Annotated in this window: 13 protein-coding genes; 12 read left to right on the top strand and 1 reads right to left on the bottom strand. The window is 39.6% G+C overall.

What is annotated here, in order from left to right; genetic code table 11:
• Nucleotides 1–82: 82 nt before the first annotated feature.
• From ACQ2HF_RS07410 to ftsZ, 11 genes are all read left to right on the top strand, one after another.
• Nucleotides 83–400: an FtsL-like putative cell division protein gene (locus tag ACQ2HF_RS07410; RefSeq protein ID WP_432412889.1), complete on the top strand. Its 318-nt coding sequence runs from the start codon at nt 83–85 to the stop codon at nt 398–400.
• 4 nt (nt 401–404) lie between these two features.
• Complete coding sequence (locus ACQ2HF_RS07415) at nt 405–2,408, top strand: penicillin-binding protein (RefSeq protein ID WP_432412890.1); 2,004 nt, start codon at nt 405–407, stop codon at nt 2,406–2,408.
• Nucleotides 2,405–3,871 (top strand): UDP-N-acetylmuramoyl-L-alanyl-D-glutamate--2,6-diaminopimelate ligase, encoded by a 1,467-nt coding sequence (locus ACQ2HF_RS07420; protein ID WP_432412891.1) that lies wholly within the window; start codon nt 2,405–2,407, stop codon nt 3,869–3,871. The genes ACQ2HF_RS07415 and ACQ2HF_RS07420 overlap by 4 nt, the downstream gene beginning before the upstream one ends.
• 1 nt (nt 3,872) lies before the next feature.
• Nucleotides 3,873–5,105, top strand: coding sequence for a phospho-N-acetylmuramoyl-pentapeptide-transferase (gene mraY / locus ACQ2HF_RS07425; RefSeq protein ID WP_432412892.1), 1,233 nt, complete (start codon nt 3,873–3,875; stop codon nt 5,103–5,105).
• Nucleotides 5,106–5,257: 152 nt separating this feature from the next.
• Nucleotides 5,258–6,595 (top strand): UDP-N-acetylmuramoyl-L-alanine--D-glutamate ligase, encoded by a 1,338-nt coding sequence (murD, locus tag ACQ2HF_RS07430; protein ID WP_432412893.1) that lies wholly within the window; start codon nt 5,258–5,260, stop codon nt 6,593–6,595.
• Between the two features lie 66 nt (nt 6,596–6,661).
• Entirely contained in the window at nt 6,662–7,861 is a 1,200-nt protein-coding gene (locus ACQ2HF_RS07435; RefSeq protein WP_432412894.1) for an FtsW/RodA/SpoVE family cell cycle protein, read from the top strand.
• Nucleotides 7,862–7,965: 104 nt separating this feature from the next.
• The gene (gene murG / locus ACQ2HF_RS07440) at nt 7,966–9,090 is read left to right on the top strand and encodes an undecaprenyldiphospho-muramoylpentapeptide beta-N-acetylglucosaminyltransferase (RefSeq protein WP_432412895.1); all 1,125 of its coding nucleotides are present in this window, start codon (nt 7,966–7,968) and stop codon (nt 9,088–9,090) included.
• Nucleotides 9,091–9,092: 2 nt separating this feature from the next.
• Complete coding sequence (locus tag ACQ2HF_RS07445; RefSeq protein WP_432412896.1) at nt 9,093–10,472, top strand: UDP-N-acetylmuramate--L-alanine ligase; 1,380 nt, start codon at nt 9,093–9,095, stop codon at nt 10,470–10,472.
• Nucleotides 10,469–11,188 (top strand): cell division protein FtsQ/DivIB, encoded by a 720-nt coding sequence (locus tag ACQ2HF_RS07450; RefSeq protein WP_432412897.1) that lies wholly within the window; start codon nt 10,469–10,471, stop codon nt 11,186–11,188. The genes ACQ2HF_RS07445 and ACQ2HF_RS07450 overlap by 4 nt, the downstream gene beginning before the upstream one ends.
• 1 nt (nt 11,189) lies before the next feature.
• Nucleotides 11,190–12,527: a cell division protein FtsA gene (gene ftsA, locus ACQ2HF_RS07455; protein WP_432412898.1), complete on the top strand. Its 1,338-nt coding sequence runs from the start codon at nt 11,190–11,192 to the stop codon at nt 12,525–12,527.
• A 97-nt stretch (nt 12,528–12,624) separates the two neighbouring features.
• Nucleotides 12,625–14,694: a cell division protein FtsZ gene (gene ftsZ, locus ACQ2HF_RS07460; protein ID WP_432412899.1), complete on the top strand. Its 2,070-nt coding sequence runs from the start codon at nt 12,625–12,627 to the stop codon at nt 14,692–14,694.
• A gap of 50 nt (nt 14,695–14,744) precedes the next feature.
• Here the strand turns inward: ftsZ and ACQ2HF_RS07465 are convergent, their stop codons facing one another.
• Nucleotides 14,745–15,167: a BLUF domain-containing protein gene (locus ACQ2HF_RS07465; protein ID WP_432412900.1), complete on the bottom strand. Its 423-nt coding sequence runs from the start codon at nt 15,165–15,167 to the stop codon at nt 14,745–14,747.
• Nucleotides 15,168–15,319: 152 nt separating this feature from the next.
• Here ACQ2HF_RS07465 and ACQ2HF_RS07470 point away from each other — a divergent pair, with 152 nt between their 5' ends.
• Nucleotides 15,320–15,772 (top strand): GatB/YqeY domain-containing protein, encoded by a 453-nt coding sequence (locus ACQ2HF_RS07470; RefSeq protein ID WP_432412901.1) that lies wholly within the window; start codon nt 15,320–15,322, stop codon nt 15,770–15,772.
• The last annotated feature ends 24 nt before the right edge of the window (nt 15,773–15,796 follow it).

The following is a 15,796-nucleotide window of genomic DNA, read 5'->3' on the forward strand; positions in this document are numbered from 1 at the left end:
AGAATTAATTACGCTCCCTCTGGGAGAGTCGAGATTTTGAAACCGCCACGGCGTAGTACAAAATCTTGGTGAGGGATTTAAAATGAAAAAAAACTTCTACAATTTATTAAAAGGAAGATTCTTAGTAAGTGACGACGCGTTCAAGAACTGGCGCTTTATCATTTTTTTGAGTGTACTTGCCTTGGTTATGATTGGGAGTAGCCACACGGCAGATAAAAAAGTACATCGTATTGCCAAGCTTAATAACGATGTAAAAGAATTGAAGAGCGAATACTTAGACGTGCGTAAGCATGTCACACAAATTAAGATGGAGAGCAAAATAACAAAGGCGATGGCGTCACGCGGACTAGAGCCCAGCGAAACGCCTCCTCAAAAAATAATTATTACAAAACAACAATAGCGCGGTGGCCATAGCAGAAAAAAACATATTGAACCGCTTATATTTTATCGCTGGAGGTATGTTCCTCTTCGCGCTGTTAATCGCTATTAAATTAGCCGATATTCAATTTGTAGAAGGTGATAAATACCGCGAGCTCGCCAAAAAGAATAACACTCAAAACTTTACCATACCCGCAAACAGGGGGAATGTCTATTCAGACGATGGTAGTTTGTTAGCCAGTTCGGTTCCTAAGTATAATATTCGGTTTGATGCTGTGACAGTTTCTTCTGAAGATTTTAAAGAGAATTTAGTGCCGCTTTCGAAAGAATTGGGTGCCATGTTTGGGAAGTCTCCGTCTTATTATCAAAATCTCCTTCGGAAAGCCCGTGCCAATAAAAATCGCTACTTGCTCATCGCTAAAAATTTAGGGTATACCGATTATATAAAAATAAAAAAGATGCCTCTTTTCCGAAAAGGACCTTACAAAGGAGGTGTTATTGTAATTCAAAAAACGGTTCGTGAGCATCCTATGGGAAAGATAGGTGCACGTTTGGTGGGGAATGAAGACCGTGAAAATCCTGGGTATTACGCTGTAGGGTTAGAGGGGGCTTTCAACGAAAAGTTGAGTGGAAAAGATGGAAAGCGTCTTAAGCAAAAAATTGCGAAAGGGCAGTGGAAACCTGTGTATGATGAGAATGAAGTAGAGCCACAAGATGGGTACGATGTAGTTTCTACCATTAATGTGAATATTCAAGATATTGCACACCACGCCTTATTGAAACAGTTGGAAGAATATGAAGCAGACCACGGTTGTGTTATCGTAATGGACGTAAAAACGGGTGAAATAAAAGCGGTTTCCAATCTGGGAAGAAGTCAGGATGGTGGTTACTACGAGCGTTATAATTATGCTATTTGGGAATCTGCCGAACCTGGTTCTACTTTTAAAACAGTCGCTATGACAGTTGCTTTGGAGCATAAAGTTATTGATACTTCAACCATAGTGGACACCAAAGAAGGTAAGGTTAGGTTGTATGGTAGAAGTATTACAGACAGCCGTCGTGGTGGGTATGGGAAAATTTCAGCAGCCAAAGCATTGGAGGTTTCTTCAAATATTGGTTTTGCCACTTTAATTAACGATGCCTACAAAGACAATCCTAAAAAATTCACCAATCAAGTAAAAGCGTGGGGGCTGGATAAAAAAGTGGGCGTAACTATTAAAGGGGAAGGAATGCCTGTAATTCCAGAAGAGGGAGACGCGCTTTGGAGCCGCAATGCGTTGCCGTCTATGTCTTACGGATACAATTTAAAAATGACCCCGCTTCAAATCTTGACATTTTATAATGCCATTGCTAACGATGGTAAGATGGTAAAGCCACATTTTATAAGAGAAATACGCTCATGGAACCAGAAAGTGGAAACCTTTGGTACGGTTGTGTTAAACGAGCAAATTGCTTCCAAAACAACTATAAACAAGATTCAGGAAATTTTAAAGAACATCGTAAAACGTGGAACAGGAAAGAGTCTCTATTCCGAAAATTTCTCTATGGCGGGTAAAACAGGAACTGCAAGAACCGACTATGCCAATGCCGTAGAGTGGAATAAAGACCGGAAGTATGTTTCGTCTTTTGCAGGTTATTTTCCGGCAGAAAATCCAAAATATTCTTGCATCGTAGTAATTCACAAACCGAGCACCAAAAAAGGCTATTACGGAGCCGATGTAACAGGTCCTGTTTTTAAAAGAATTGCTCAGAAGATTTTTACAGATTCCCCTTTAAAAGCACAGGTGACTAATGTAGATGCGGTAGATATAATTTTTCAAAAAGATTTTGAAAATTATTACGGAAACGCACAAAAACATTACAAAAAAGTACCCAACCTAAAAGGAATGGCAGGAATGGATGCCGTTTCATTGCTGGAAAATATGGGTCTAAAAGTAACGATTGAAGGGAATGGATCTGTAACGGCACAATCTATTGCCTCTGGAGAACCAATAAAAAAAGGACAAACCATCATACTAACGCTATCGTGATTATACTACGCGACATACTCTATAAAGTAACCCTCGAAAAGGTGGTGGGCAATACGGGTGTGGCTATTCGCGACCTTTATTTTGATAGCCGTTCTATTGGGCTGGATGATGTTTTTATAGCGATAAGAGGTACATTAAGCGATGGTCATGACTATATAAAAAAAGCGGTAGACCAAGGTGCTCTTGCTGTGATTTGCGAGGCAATGCCAGACCAGTTAATCCATGGGGTTACCTATGTTCAGGTAGCAGATAGCAAACAGGCAATGGCTGTAATGGCGGCTAATTTTTATAGCAATCCTTCAGAAAGTTTGAAATTGATTGGTATTACCGGAACCAACGGAAAAACTACCATTTCAACGCTTTTATATACTCTTTTTACAGATGCTGGTTTTGATTGTGGCTTACTTTCTACCGTAAAAATTAAAGTGGGAAAAACCGAATACAAAGCTACCCACACCACGCCAGATAGCATTACCATTAATAAATATTTAGCTGAAATGGTAGATGCCGGAGTGGAGTTCTGTTTTATGGAAGTGAGTAGCCACGGGATACATCAAAAGCGTACCGAAGGCTTGCATTTTACAGGTGGAATTTTCACCAATTTAAGCCATGATCATCTGGATTATCATAAAGATTTCAAAGAATATAGAGATGTAAAAAAGATGTTTTTCGATCAGCTTCCGAAGACTGCTTTTGCTTTGGTAAATGGAGATGATAAAAACGGAGCGGTAATGCTGCAAAACACTTCAGCAAAAAAATATACTTATGCTTTAAAAAGCTACGCAGATTATAAAGCACAGATTCTCGAAAATCAGTTTTCAGGCTTGTTGCTGAAAATTAATAACAACGAATTGTGGGCTAAACTCATAGGAAATTTTAACGCCTATAACCTATTAGCCATTTACGCAACAGCCGAATTGTTAGGGTTAGAGCAAATGGAAACACTTCGGTTATTGAGCACCTTGGAAAGTGTTGATGGGAGATTTCAGTTTACCATTTCATCAACAAAAAAAGTAACTGCCATTGTAGATTATGCTCACACGCCAGACGCTTTAAAAAATGTATTGGAAACCATAAACGCAATCCGCACGGGTAACGAACAATTAATTACTGTGGTAGGCTGCGGAGGTGACAGGGATACCACCAAGCGCCCAAAAATGGCGCACATCGCAAGCCAATTGAGCACTAAGGCCATTTTTACGAGTGATAATCCGCGTACTGAAGATCCGGATGCCATTATCCAAGCCATGGAAAAAGGCGTTTCGCCAGAAAATTATAAAAAAACCTTATCCATTACCGATAGAAAACAAGCCATAAAAACTGCCTGCCAGTTAGCCGAAGCCAATGATATTATCCTAATTGCTGGGAAAGGTCACGAAACCTATCAAGAAGTAAATGGAAAACGAACCGATTTCGATGATTTCAAACTAGTGAATGAGCTATTAACCGCCCTAAATAAATAAGATGCTGTACTACTTATTCGAATTTTTAGAAAAGAACTACCAGATGCCTGGGGCGAGCCTCTTTGGATTTATCACGTTTCGCGCGGCTTTGGCAATTATTTTCTCGTTGATAATCGCAACATTGTTCGGAAAAAAGATCATTCGCATTTTACAACGCATGCAAATGGGGGAGCAGATTCGCGATCTGGGATTGGAAGGTCAAAATGAAAAAGCTGGTACGCCAACCATGGGAGGGTTGATTATTATTTTAGCAACGCTTGTACCTGTATTGTTGTTCGCAAAACTGGAGAATATTTATGTGATCATGCTCATAGTCACCACACTTTGGATGGGGGCAATTGGCTTTTTGGATGATTATTTAAAAAAGTTTAAAAAAGACAAGGCTGGGCTTCCAGGGAAATTCAAGATTATTGGGCAAGTCGGTTTAGGAATTTTTGTGGGCGCGGTGATGTTTTTTCACCCAGATGTGACCATAAAAAGAGAAAAAGTAAACCCGGTTAATTCGCAAGAAGAAATCACACAAAACTCACCAAAGGAATTTTACAACGCCGAAAATTCCTTACAAACCACGATCCCATTTGTAAAGGAAAACGAATTTAATTACGAAACGTTAGTAGGCTGGATGGGCGAAAATGCAAAGGATTATGTGTGGCTTGTATTTATTCCTATCGTAATTATTATCATCACCGCAGTTTCCAATGGCGCCAATCTTACCGATGGAATAGATGGCCTTGCAGCAGGTAGCTCAGCTATTGTTGCGGTCACGCTGGCGCTGTTTGCATGGGTTTCGGGGAACGCAGTCTTTAGTGATTACTTAAATGTAATGTTTATCCCTAATACCGGCGAGGTGACCATTTTTATTATGGCATTTGTGGGAGCGCTCATTGGTTTTTTATGGTACAACGCTTACCCCGCACAAGTATTTATGGGCGATACGGGAAGCTTAACCATAGGCGGAATTATCGCCGTAATCGCCATTATTATTAGAAAAGAATTACTCATTCCATTGCTCTGCGGAATTTTCTTAATGGAAAATATCTCCGTAATCATGCAAGTGGGCTGGTTTAAATACACCCGAAAGAAATATGGAGAAGGCCGAAGAATTTTCAGAATGTCGCCATTACACCACCATTACCAGGTAAAAGGATTTCACGAAAGTAAAATAGTAACCAGATTTTGGATTGTCGGGATTTTCCTGGCGATTTTAACGATTGTGACATTAAAAATAAGGTAGTCCCCACCCAGCCTCCCAGAGGGGAGGAGAAAAAAATGGTGGTAAGGCAAATTTTAATTGATTAGAAAGAATAACTCTCCCTCAGGGAGCGTCGAAACGTAGAAGCGTAGCGCACTAGGTTTCGGAGTGGGACAAAGGGGTGAAAATTTATAATGAAAAAACAAAGACTTGTCATATTAGGAGGCGGAGAAAGCGGCGTAGGAACGGCAATTCTTGGCAAGCAAAAAGGATTCGAAGTCTTTGTTTCAGACTTCGGAAGTATAAAAGAGAAATATAAAAAAGTTCTTATACATAATGAATTAGACTGGGAAGAAGGCGGTCATACCGAAGCTAAGATCTTAGATGCCGATGTGGTAATGAAAAGTCCGGGCATTCCAGATAACGCACCTATTGTGCAAAAGCTTACCGATAATGGAGTGAAAGTGATTTCAGAAATTGAATTTGCGGCACAGTTTACTAAAGCGACCCTCATAGGAATTACTGGGAGTAATGGAAAAACCACCACAGCGAGCTTGACATATGCCTTGCTGAAAGATGAGTTAAACGTAGCATTGGGAGGAAATATAGGAAAGAGTTTCGCCGAGCAAGTTTCAGAAGAGAAATATGAAAATTTTGTTTTGGAATTAAGCAGTTTTCAACTAGACGGGATTGAAACCTTTGCACCGCACATTGCCGTGTTGACGAACCTGAGCCCAGACCATCTAGACAGGTATGATTACAAATATGAAAAGTATATCGCGTCTAAATTCAGAATAACAGAGAATCAAACCGAAGATGATTATTTTATATATGACGCTGATGATTCAGAAATAAATAAGTGGCTTCAAAACCACGAGATAAAAGCAAAAAAACTGCCTTTTTCACTTCAAAATGAAGTAAAACAAGGTGCATACATAAAAAATAAAGAAATAATACTAACAATAGATAACACCCAACACACTATGCCAATCGCACAATTAGGTTTACAAGGACAGCACAATACCAAAAACGCAATGGCGGCTACTACCATAGCCACCTTGCTTAAAATTAGGAAGGCGACCATTCGCGAAAGTTTAGAAGGTTTCCAAGGCGTAGAACATCGCTTGGAAAAAGTCCTGAAAATTAATAACGTGATGTATATAAATGATAGTAAAGCCACAAATGTGAATGCTACATTTTATGCGTTAGACAGTGTAAAAACACCAACGGTTTGGATTGTGGGTGGAGTAGATAAAGGAAATGATTATACCGAATTGTTGCCTTTGGTTAATGAAAAAGTAAAAGCCATTATCTGTTTGGGTGTAGATAATGAAAAAATAAAAAGAGCATTTGGCAACATTGTAGACCTTATAGTAGAAACAGCAGGCATGCAAGAAGCTGTAAAAGTAGCCTACAAAGTCGCTGAAAGAAACGATACCGTGTTATTGAGCCCGTGTTGCGCAAGCTTCGATTTATTCGAAAATTATGAAGACCGTGGCAGACAGTTTAAAGAGGCGGTAAGACATCTTTAAAATAGAAATTTAGATGTCTGGTTGAGCGCGGTCGAAACCTAATGTATTAATAGAGTTCAAGTACTAATGAAAGATATTTTCAAAAACATTCAAGGTGATAAAGCCATTTGGGCCGTAGTAGGTCTGTTGGCATTGTTCTCGTTTCTGCCCGTGTACAGTGCGAGTAGCAACCTGGCATACCTGTATGGCGATGGAAATACTTTCAAATTTTTACTGAAACATTTGGCACATTTGTTATTGGGATTTGCCATTTTATATGGGGTTCATAAAATCCCATATCACTATTTTAAGGGACTTTCTATCATTGCATTACCAATAGCCATATTGTTGTTAATCTTTACAATGGCACAAGGAACTACTATAGACGGGGCTAATGCAAGTCGATGGATACGTGTTCCCTTTGTTGGGGTGACATTCCAGACCTCTACGTTGGCAGCAGTGGTATTAATGACCTATGTAGCCCGCTATTTAAGCCGAATAAAAGACAAAGAAGTAACATTTAAAGAAACGCTTTTGCCGTTATGGTTGCCCGTATTTGTAGTACTAGCGTTGATACTACCAGCCAACCTCTCAACCACAGCAATCATTTTTGCCATGGTGGTAGTACTGGTTTTTATAGGTGGGTATCCGCTGCGGTATTTATTAATTGTTCTAGGGACAGGGTTTGTTGTACTGGCACTATTTGTTTTAACAGCTATGGCGTTTCCGGGAGCCTTCAACAATCGTGTAGATACGTGGATGAGCCGAATTGAAAATTTTACAGATAAAGAAGATACTGAAGGTGACTACCAAATAGAGAAAGCCAAAATTGCCATTGCATCAGGTGGTGTTACGGGTTTAGGTCCTGGGAAGAGCATTCAGAAAAACTTTTTACCACAATCGTCGTCAGATTTTATCTATGCTATTATCGTGGAGGAATTCGGAATAGTGGGTGGTTTGTTTTTGATGTTTTTATACTTGGCGCTGCTTTTTAGATTAGTCATTGTAGCACACAAAGCAACTTCTATGTTTGGGAAATTACTGGTGATAGGTGTAGGCCTGCCCATAGTGTTTCAGGCATTAATAAATATGGCTGTAGCTGTAGAATTATTTCCCGTAACTGGACAAACTTTACCTTTAGTAAGTAGTGGAGGAACCAGTATTTGGATGACGTGCCTGGCATTGGGAATGGTATTAAGTGTAGCCGCAAAAAGAGAAATACAAAAGAAAGAAACCGAAGATGGATACATTGAGAATCCGTTGGATATACTTTCAGAAACAATATAGTCCCCACCCAGCCTCCCCTGAGGGGAGGAGCGATGGTAAAAAAAAATTCTTACCGGAGGGGAGATCCGCAGCGGCGGAGAGGGGACAACCCATTAAATTGAACTATGAATAAAAATAATCCATACAAATTCATCATTAGTGGTGGCGGCACCGGCGGGCATATTTATCCTGCTATTGCTATCGCGAATGAGTTAAAATCGCGCTACCCAACTGCAGAATTTCTGTTTGTGGGTGCTAGCGACCGTATGGAAATGGAGAAGGTGCCGCAAGCAGGCTACAAGATTGAAGGGCTTTGGATTTCAGGATTGCAGCGTAGTTTGAGTATGAAGAATTTGATGTTTCCTTTTAAACTGATTTCAAGTTTGATGAAGTCTAGACGTATCATAAAAAGGTTTAAGCCCAATGTAGCGATTGGAACAGGTGGGTATGCCAGTGCGCCTTTGTTGAAAGTTGCTTCGGGTAAAAATATTCCATGTTTGATTCAAGAGCAGAATAGTCATGCAGGAATTACCAATAAGTGGTTGAGCAAAACAGTAGATACAGTTTGTACAGCCTACGATGGCATGAACCAGTTTTTTCCAGCTGAAAAAATAGTGCTAACGGGCAATCCCGTACGTCAGGATTTATTGGAAATAAGAAGCAAAAGAGTTGAAGGACAACAGTTCTTTAAACTGAACCCTGAGTTAAAAACCATTTTAGTGCTAGGCGGAAGTCTGGGCGCTAGAAAAATAAATCAGTTGGTGAATGAAGCTCTGGATTATTTTAAAGCTGAACATGTGCAAGTGATCTGGCAATGTGGGAAATTATACGAAACTGAATATGCCTCGGCTCCGCTCGGCAACCAAAATGACAAGGTTCAAGTGCATCCTTTTTTAAATAGAATGGATTTGGCTTACGCAGCTGCAGATGTTATTATTTCAAGAGCGGGAGCGTTATCGGTTTCTGAGTTGTGTTTGGTGGGGAAACCGGTTATTTTTATTCCGTCACCCAATGTTTCGGAAGACCACCAAACCAAAAATGCGCTATCTATTTCAGAAAAAAATGCAGCTATTTTGTTGCGGGAAAGTGAAGCGGACGAGAAATTTCAGCAAACGATTGATGATTTATTGAAGGATGAAACCCTTCAGCAACAGCTTTCAGAAAACATTAAAAAACTAGCAAAACCACATGCGGCAAAAGATATCGTGGACGAAATAGAAAAATTATTAAAGTTAAAGGTTAAAAGTTAAAAGTGGACATACTCCAGAACATACAAAACATATACTTCATCGGCATTGGTGGGATTGGGATGAGCGCTCTCGCCCGTTTCGCTAAGTTGAAAGGGATTCATGTGCTTGGGTATGACAAGACGGAGACATCGCTTACTAAAACATTGGTTTCTGAAGGGATTGCTATTACTTACATAGATTCAGTTTCGGAAATACCTGCAGCAATTCAAAACACTTCTGAGACTTTAGTAGTGTATACGCCGGCAGTTCCTAAGAAAAGTGAGTTGCTCAACTGGTTTCAAGATAACAAGTACAACGTCATCAAACGCTCCAAACTGTTGGGTGAGGTTACAAAGCACACATTATGTTTGGCGGTTGCTGGCACTCACGGCAAGACAACAACTTCGGCTATTTTAGGTCATTTGTTGGCTTCCTGTGAAATGCCGGTCACTGCTTTTTTAGGCGGAATTGCAGAGAATTACAAATCGAATTTCATTAGCAAAGGCACCGAAATCACCGTGGTAGAAGCAGACGAGTTTGACCGTTCGTTTCTAACACTCAGTCCGGATATTGCCTGCGTTACCTCTATGGATGCAGACCATTTGGATATTTACGGAGACGAAAATTCTATCCAGGATGCGTTTAAAGAATTTGCGGCTTTACTTCCGAAGAAAGAAAATTTACTCTTCAAAAAAGGCTTGCCGTTAGAAGGACAATCGGTTGCCATTGAGGAAGCAGCAGCTTTTGAGGCACAAAACGTACGGATTGAAAATGGAATCTACGTTTTCGACTTAAAAACTCCGACGCTTACATTAAAAGATTTACAATTTCAACTACCCGGACACCATAACCTACACAATGCTGTAACAGCTTTGGGAATGGCAATTTTAGCAGGTTCCCCAACCGATTGCCTACCCAAAGCTTTAGTTACTTTTAAAGGTGTGGAGCGTCGGTTTTCATATAAAATTAGAAGAGACGATTTGGTGTTGATAGACGATTATGCCCATCATCCAACCGAATTAAATGCCTTACACCAAGCAGTTGCCGAAATGTATCCAAATGATAGAAAAGTGATTGTTTTTCAGCCACATCTTTTCAGTAGAACAAAAGATTTTGCACAAGGGTTTGCTGAGAGTTTAGCCCAATTTGATGAAGTGCTGTTATTGGATATCTATCCTGCGAGAGAAGAACCTATGGAAGGGGTGACTTCCAGTTGGTTACTAGAAATGATTGACGAATGTCTGGTTGAGCGCGGTCGAAACCTCAATGGAGCAGCAAAATTAATAACGAAATCCGAAATCCCTTCCGCATTAAAAAATTCGAACTGCCGTATAAAATTACTAGTAGGAGCAGGAGATATAGGAGTCGAAGTTTCATCAATCACTAAAATTTTAGATCGATGAAAAAGTTTATTCCTGTCATAAAATTTGTGTTACTTATTGTTTTGGTGGTATTCCTTTTCAGCTTTACGCAAAAGCGAAATTCAGCCAGAAAATTGAGTAAAATTAGTATAGAATTTCTGGACGAAAACGACCCATTCATCACGCTGAGCACTGTTAATAAATTGTTAGTAGTAAATCAGGACAGTATTACTAAAGTGGGTAAAGAAACTTTAGTTTTGAAAGAGATGGAGTCCCGCTTGTTGGCAAATGCGATGATTCGCGATGCGCAAGTGTATGTAACGGTTGACGGCGTTTTGGGTGCAAAGATACAACAGCGGAATCCTATTGGTAGGATAGCCGCTTCGCCTAATTATTACCTGGATGAAGATGGGAAGAAGATGCCGTTGTCTTCTGTGTACGCTGCAAGGGTGCCCATAATAACTGGCAGGTCTAAGACCAATTTTACTGAGATTACGCCGTTATTATTAAAGATAAATGAAGATGAATTCATGAGACAGAGTGTAGTGGGGATCCAACTTTCTGAAGGAGGGAGCGTTACACTTAAACTTCGAAAATACGATTTTGATGTACGTTTCGGAAAAGTTGAAAATATGGAATTAAAGTTTCAGAATTTTAAGGCATTTTATCAAAAAACGAAAGAGGACAAAACATTACAGAGCTATAAAACAATCGATTTGCAATTTGGAAATCAGGTAGTAGCCACAAAAACCGAATAGGATGGAAAATAAAGACATAGCGGTTGGATTAGACATTGGGACCACCAAGATTGTTGCTATGATTGGTAGGAACAATGAGTATGGGAAGATGGAGATTTTGGGTATTGGAAAATCCAAAAGTTTGGGCGTGCACCGTGGTGTGGTAAATAATATTACGCAGACGATTCAATCTATTCAGCAAGCGGTACAAGATGCAGAGACGTCTTCAGGATTAAAGATACAAGATGTTGTGGTGGGCATTGCTGGGCAGCATATACGTAGCCTTCAGCATAGCGATTACATTACCCGTAGCAATAGTGACGAGGTGATAGACGCCGAAGATATAGACCGATTGTGCAATCAAGTTCACAAATTGGTGATGTTGCCAGGAGAAGAAATCATACATGTTTTGCCACAAGATTTTAAAGTAGACGGGCAGGCAGAAATTAAAGAGCCCATCGGGATGTATGGAGGTAGGTTAGAAGCCAACTTTCACGTAGTGGTGGGCCAAGTTTCCAGTATTAGAAATATTGGTCGCTGTGTAAAGAGCACAGGCTTAGAACTCTCTGGTATTACTTTGGAGCCGTTAGCTTCGGCAAATGCGGTGTTGAGCAGAGAAGAAAAAGAAGCAGGTGTAGCGCTGATTGATATAGGAGGCGGAACGACAGATCTGGCCATTTTTAAGGATGGTATCATTCGGCACACAGCTGTAATTCCTTTTGGTGGAAATGTGATAACCGAAGATATAAAAGAAGGGTGTAGCATTATTGAAAAGCAGGCAGAATTGCTGAAAGTGAAATTTGGAAGTGCATGGCCAGGTGAAAATAAAGACAACGAAATAGTTTCAATTCCCGGACTACGAGGAAGAGAACCGAAAGAAATTACGCTGAAAAATTTGTCTAAAATTATTCACGCAAGAGTCGTGGAGATTATAGAACAAGTATACCTGGAAATAAAAAATTATGGACACGAAGAGCAAAAGAAGAAATTAATTGCAGGAATTGTGTTAACAGGTGGTGGTGCCCAATTGCAACATTTGAAACAGTTGGTAGAGTATATCACAGGAATGGATACACGTATTGGGTATCCAAACGAGCATTTGGCCGGTGATAGCGATAGTGAAACTACAAGCCCGTTATATGCCACGGCGGTAGGGTTGGTGCTAAATAGTTTAGAAAATAAGCACCGCAATACTCCAAAAGTATTGAAAGATACACAGGATGCTGAAAAAGAAGAATTTAATCAAAAAGATTCGGAAATTCAAGAACCAGAAATAAAAGAAGAAACACACGTAGAGCGCAAACGCTTTTTTGATAAATGGGCGGAGAAGTTCAAGGAGTTTTTGGACAACGCAGAATAATAAGTAAGCAGTAGCAGTTTGCAGTAAAAATAATTAATAAAGAATACGTCCGCGCAGCGGAAAGAATAGATAATAAACCTCGCAAAACATAAATAATATGAGTAGTAACTTTGATGAAACAACCATTGCGTTCGATATGCCAAAGAACCAAAGCAACGTCATAAAAGTGATAGGCGTTGGGGGTGGCGGTAGCAACGCGATCAACCACATGTTTAGTCAGGGCATTAAAGGTGTAGATTTCGTAATCTGCAATACAGATGCTCAAGCCCTAGAAAATAGCGCTGTGCCTATTAAAATCCAGTTAGGGGTTTCTCTTACTGAAGGTTTAGGAGCAGGCGCTAACCCAGCCATTGGAGAGCAATCTGCCATGGAAAGTCTGGAGGAAATAAAAAATATGCTTTCTACCAATACCAAAATGATTTTTATCACCGCAGGTATGGGGGGTGGTACCGGTACAGGAGCAGCACCTATTATTGCTAAAATGGCAAAGGAGCTGGATATTTTAACAGTGGGGATTGTTACAATTCCTTTTCAGTTTGAAGGAAAGATGCGTGGCGAGCAAGCCCAGATTGGGGTAGAAAAGCTACGTCAAAATTGTGATTCGCTTGTAGTCATCAACAATAACAAGTTGCGTGAGGTATACGGTAACTTAGGGTTTAAAGCAGGTTTCTCTAAAGCCGATGAAGTATTAGCCACTGCAGCGCGAGGTATTGCAGAAGTTATTACCCATCACTACACTCAAAATATTGACTTGCGCGATGCAAAAACTGTGCTGGCCAATAGCGGAACAGCTATTATGGGTAGCGCAAGTGCCAGTGGTGCAAACCGTGCCCAAGAAGCAATTAATAAAGCCTTAGACTCACCCTTGTTGAATGATAATAAGATTAAAGGAGCTAAAAATGTATTGTTATTAATAGTTTCAGGAAATGAAGAAATTACCATCGACGAAATAGGTGAAATTAGTGACCACATTCAAAATGAGGCAGGTCACAGTGCCAACATTATTATGGGTATTGGTGAAGACGAATCTTTGGAAGGTGCCGTTGCTATTACCGTGATTGCTACGGGATTTAATGCAGAGCAGCAAGATGATATTAGCAATACTGAAACTAAGAAAATAATTCACACCTTAGAAGAAGAGCAAAAAGCAGAGCAGGATTTATCGGCCAAGCAAGGCGCAACTCCGGTTGAAATTCCTAAAGCTGAAGAAAAGCCCGAGCCAAAACCTAATCCCGTAATTCGCCATACTTTGGTGTTGGATGAAGAGGAGGCGCCTGTCGTAAAACCTTCGATTAAGGCAGCTGTGGTAGAAGTGCCAAAAGATCAAAAGGCACTCCCTTTTGAAGGGTATATTGAGACTTCAGAACTTATCAAAAATATAGATGTGGAATGTACCGTAGTAGATATTCATCGCATTGCTGAATTTGAACAACTTTTCATTAATGAGATAGATGTAAATAGCTTTGAAATTGTAATTCCAAAAGCAAAAGCTGAGCAGAAAAATTCAGCAAAAGCAACTCAGGAAGATTTCATAATTGTCGAAAAGAAAGAAAAGCCACCCGTTAAGGAAACCGAAGTAGAGGAGCAAATATTAATGTTTGACCTTCCTTTAAATATTTCAGAAAGCAAGAAAGAAACTCCAAAAAAACAAGAGGTTGAAGAAGAGGTAATTACCTCGCGTATTGAAGATATTGAGGTGAAAGATGCGTTAGAAATTGTTCCCATTACTGAAGTTTCGGATCAGGGCATAAAGCGGTACAGTTTGGACGATTATGAGGAAAAAGAGGCAGAATTATTAAATGCCAAGCCTATTGCAAAAAATAAAGCTGCGGAAGATGAAATTGTCTTTGAAACCAAGACAGTAGAGTCTACTCCAGAAGACGATGTGGCGCCAGAAGATATAGATCCTATGAACACGCCCATCTCAAAATTATTGGCGTCGCGTACCGAGGAGCGTAAAAAGACCATGAAGGAGTTTAATTATAAGTTCAGAAACAGTGCTTCAAAAATTGAAGATATTGAAAAACAACCGGCCTATAAAAGGATGGGAATTGAATTAGAAGATACAGATACCGATACTAATTTTTCGAGAACATCTATACATACAGATGACGACGATATTGACTTGCGTAGCAACAATTCGTTTTTACACGATAACGTAGATTAATTTTGTTAGCACAGTATATAAAAAGTCCGTTGTAATTTTTGCTACGGGCTTTACGATCTGTCTATTTTCTGATACATAACAAAGGGTAGTAGGAGTCTAGTGAGTTTATTTGAAGTAGTTGTGTGTACATTACTCAAGTATTCTCTTATTTTTCGAAAATCTTCTTCGGTTTTTAAAACATTAAATTTTGAGTCATAATTGAAGAAGAGAGGCTTAGCTGTTGCTTTATTATACACCTCAAAAATATCTTGGTGTCTAACATCATTTTTTATTTTATTCTCGTAAAGGTTTAAAATGTGTTTAACCTCTCCTTCAATTACTTGGAAGAAGTGTCCTAAATTATAAAGTAGAATACCACTTACGTTAGCATTATTATTTTGTTCAGAAGCTTCCGAAAAAATGTTCTCAACATCTAATTCGGAGAGTTGAGGAGCTGCATTGCTTATATAGCAAATGGTGTGTAAGGATTTCATAGGTGGAGGTTGTTTCTATAAAATTACAAAAACTTTTGAAAGTATGTACTTCTATTCGAATAAATACGAATGGTATTAAAAGAAGCCCAGGTAGCGATAGCACTATTTTATAAATGAAAATGAGTATCTTTGGCATCCAATAAAACGAAATCATGAGCTTGTCTACACAAATTATGGATGCTATGAAAATAGCCATGAAAGCAAAAGATCAGCAAGCTTTACAAGCATTGCGTTCTGTGAAATCTGCTATTTTAATAGCTCAGACTGAAAGTGGAGCAAAGCAAGAGCTTACCGATGATGAGGAGATTAAACTCCTTCAGAAATTGGTGAAACAACGTAAAGATAGTGCTGTATTATATAGTGAACAGGGGCGTAAAGACCTTTCAGAACCAGAATTGGCAGAAGCTGCTGTGATAGAAAAATTTTTACCAGCTCAATTAAGTGAACAGGAAGTTGAGAAACTGGTAGAAGAAGCCATTGCACAAACTGGAGCCAGTTCTATGGGCGATATGGGGAAAGTAATGGGAATTGTAAGCGGAAAAGCTGCAGGAAGAGCAGATGGAAAAACTATTAGTACCATTGTAAAACAAAAGTTGAGTAATTAGTAAGATTCCCGCCTACCCGGGAAT

The sequence above is a fragment of the Rasiella sp. SM2506 genome (assembly GCF_050859505.1).
Lineage (GTDB): Bacteria > Bacteroidota > Bacteroidia > Flavobacteriales > Flavobacteriaceae > Marinirhabdus.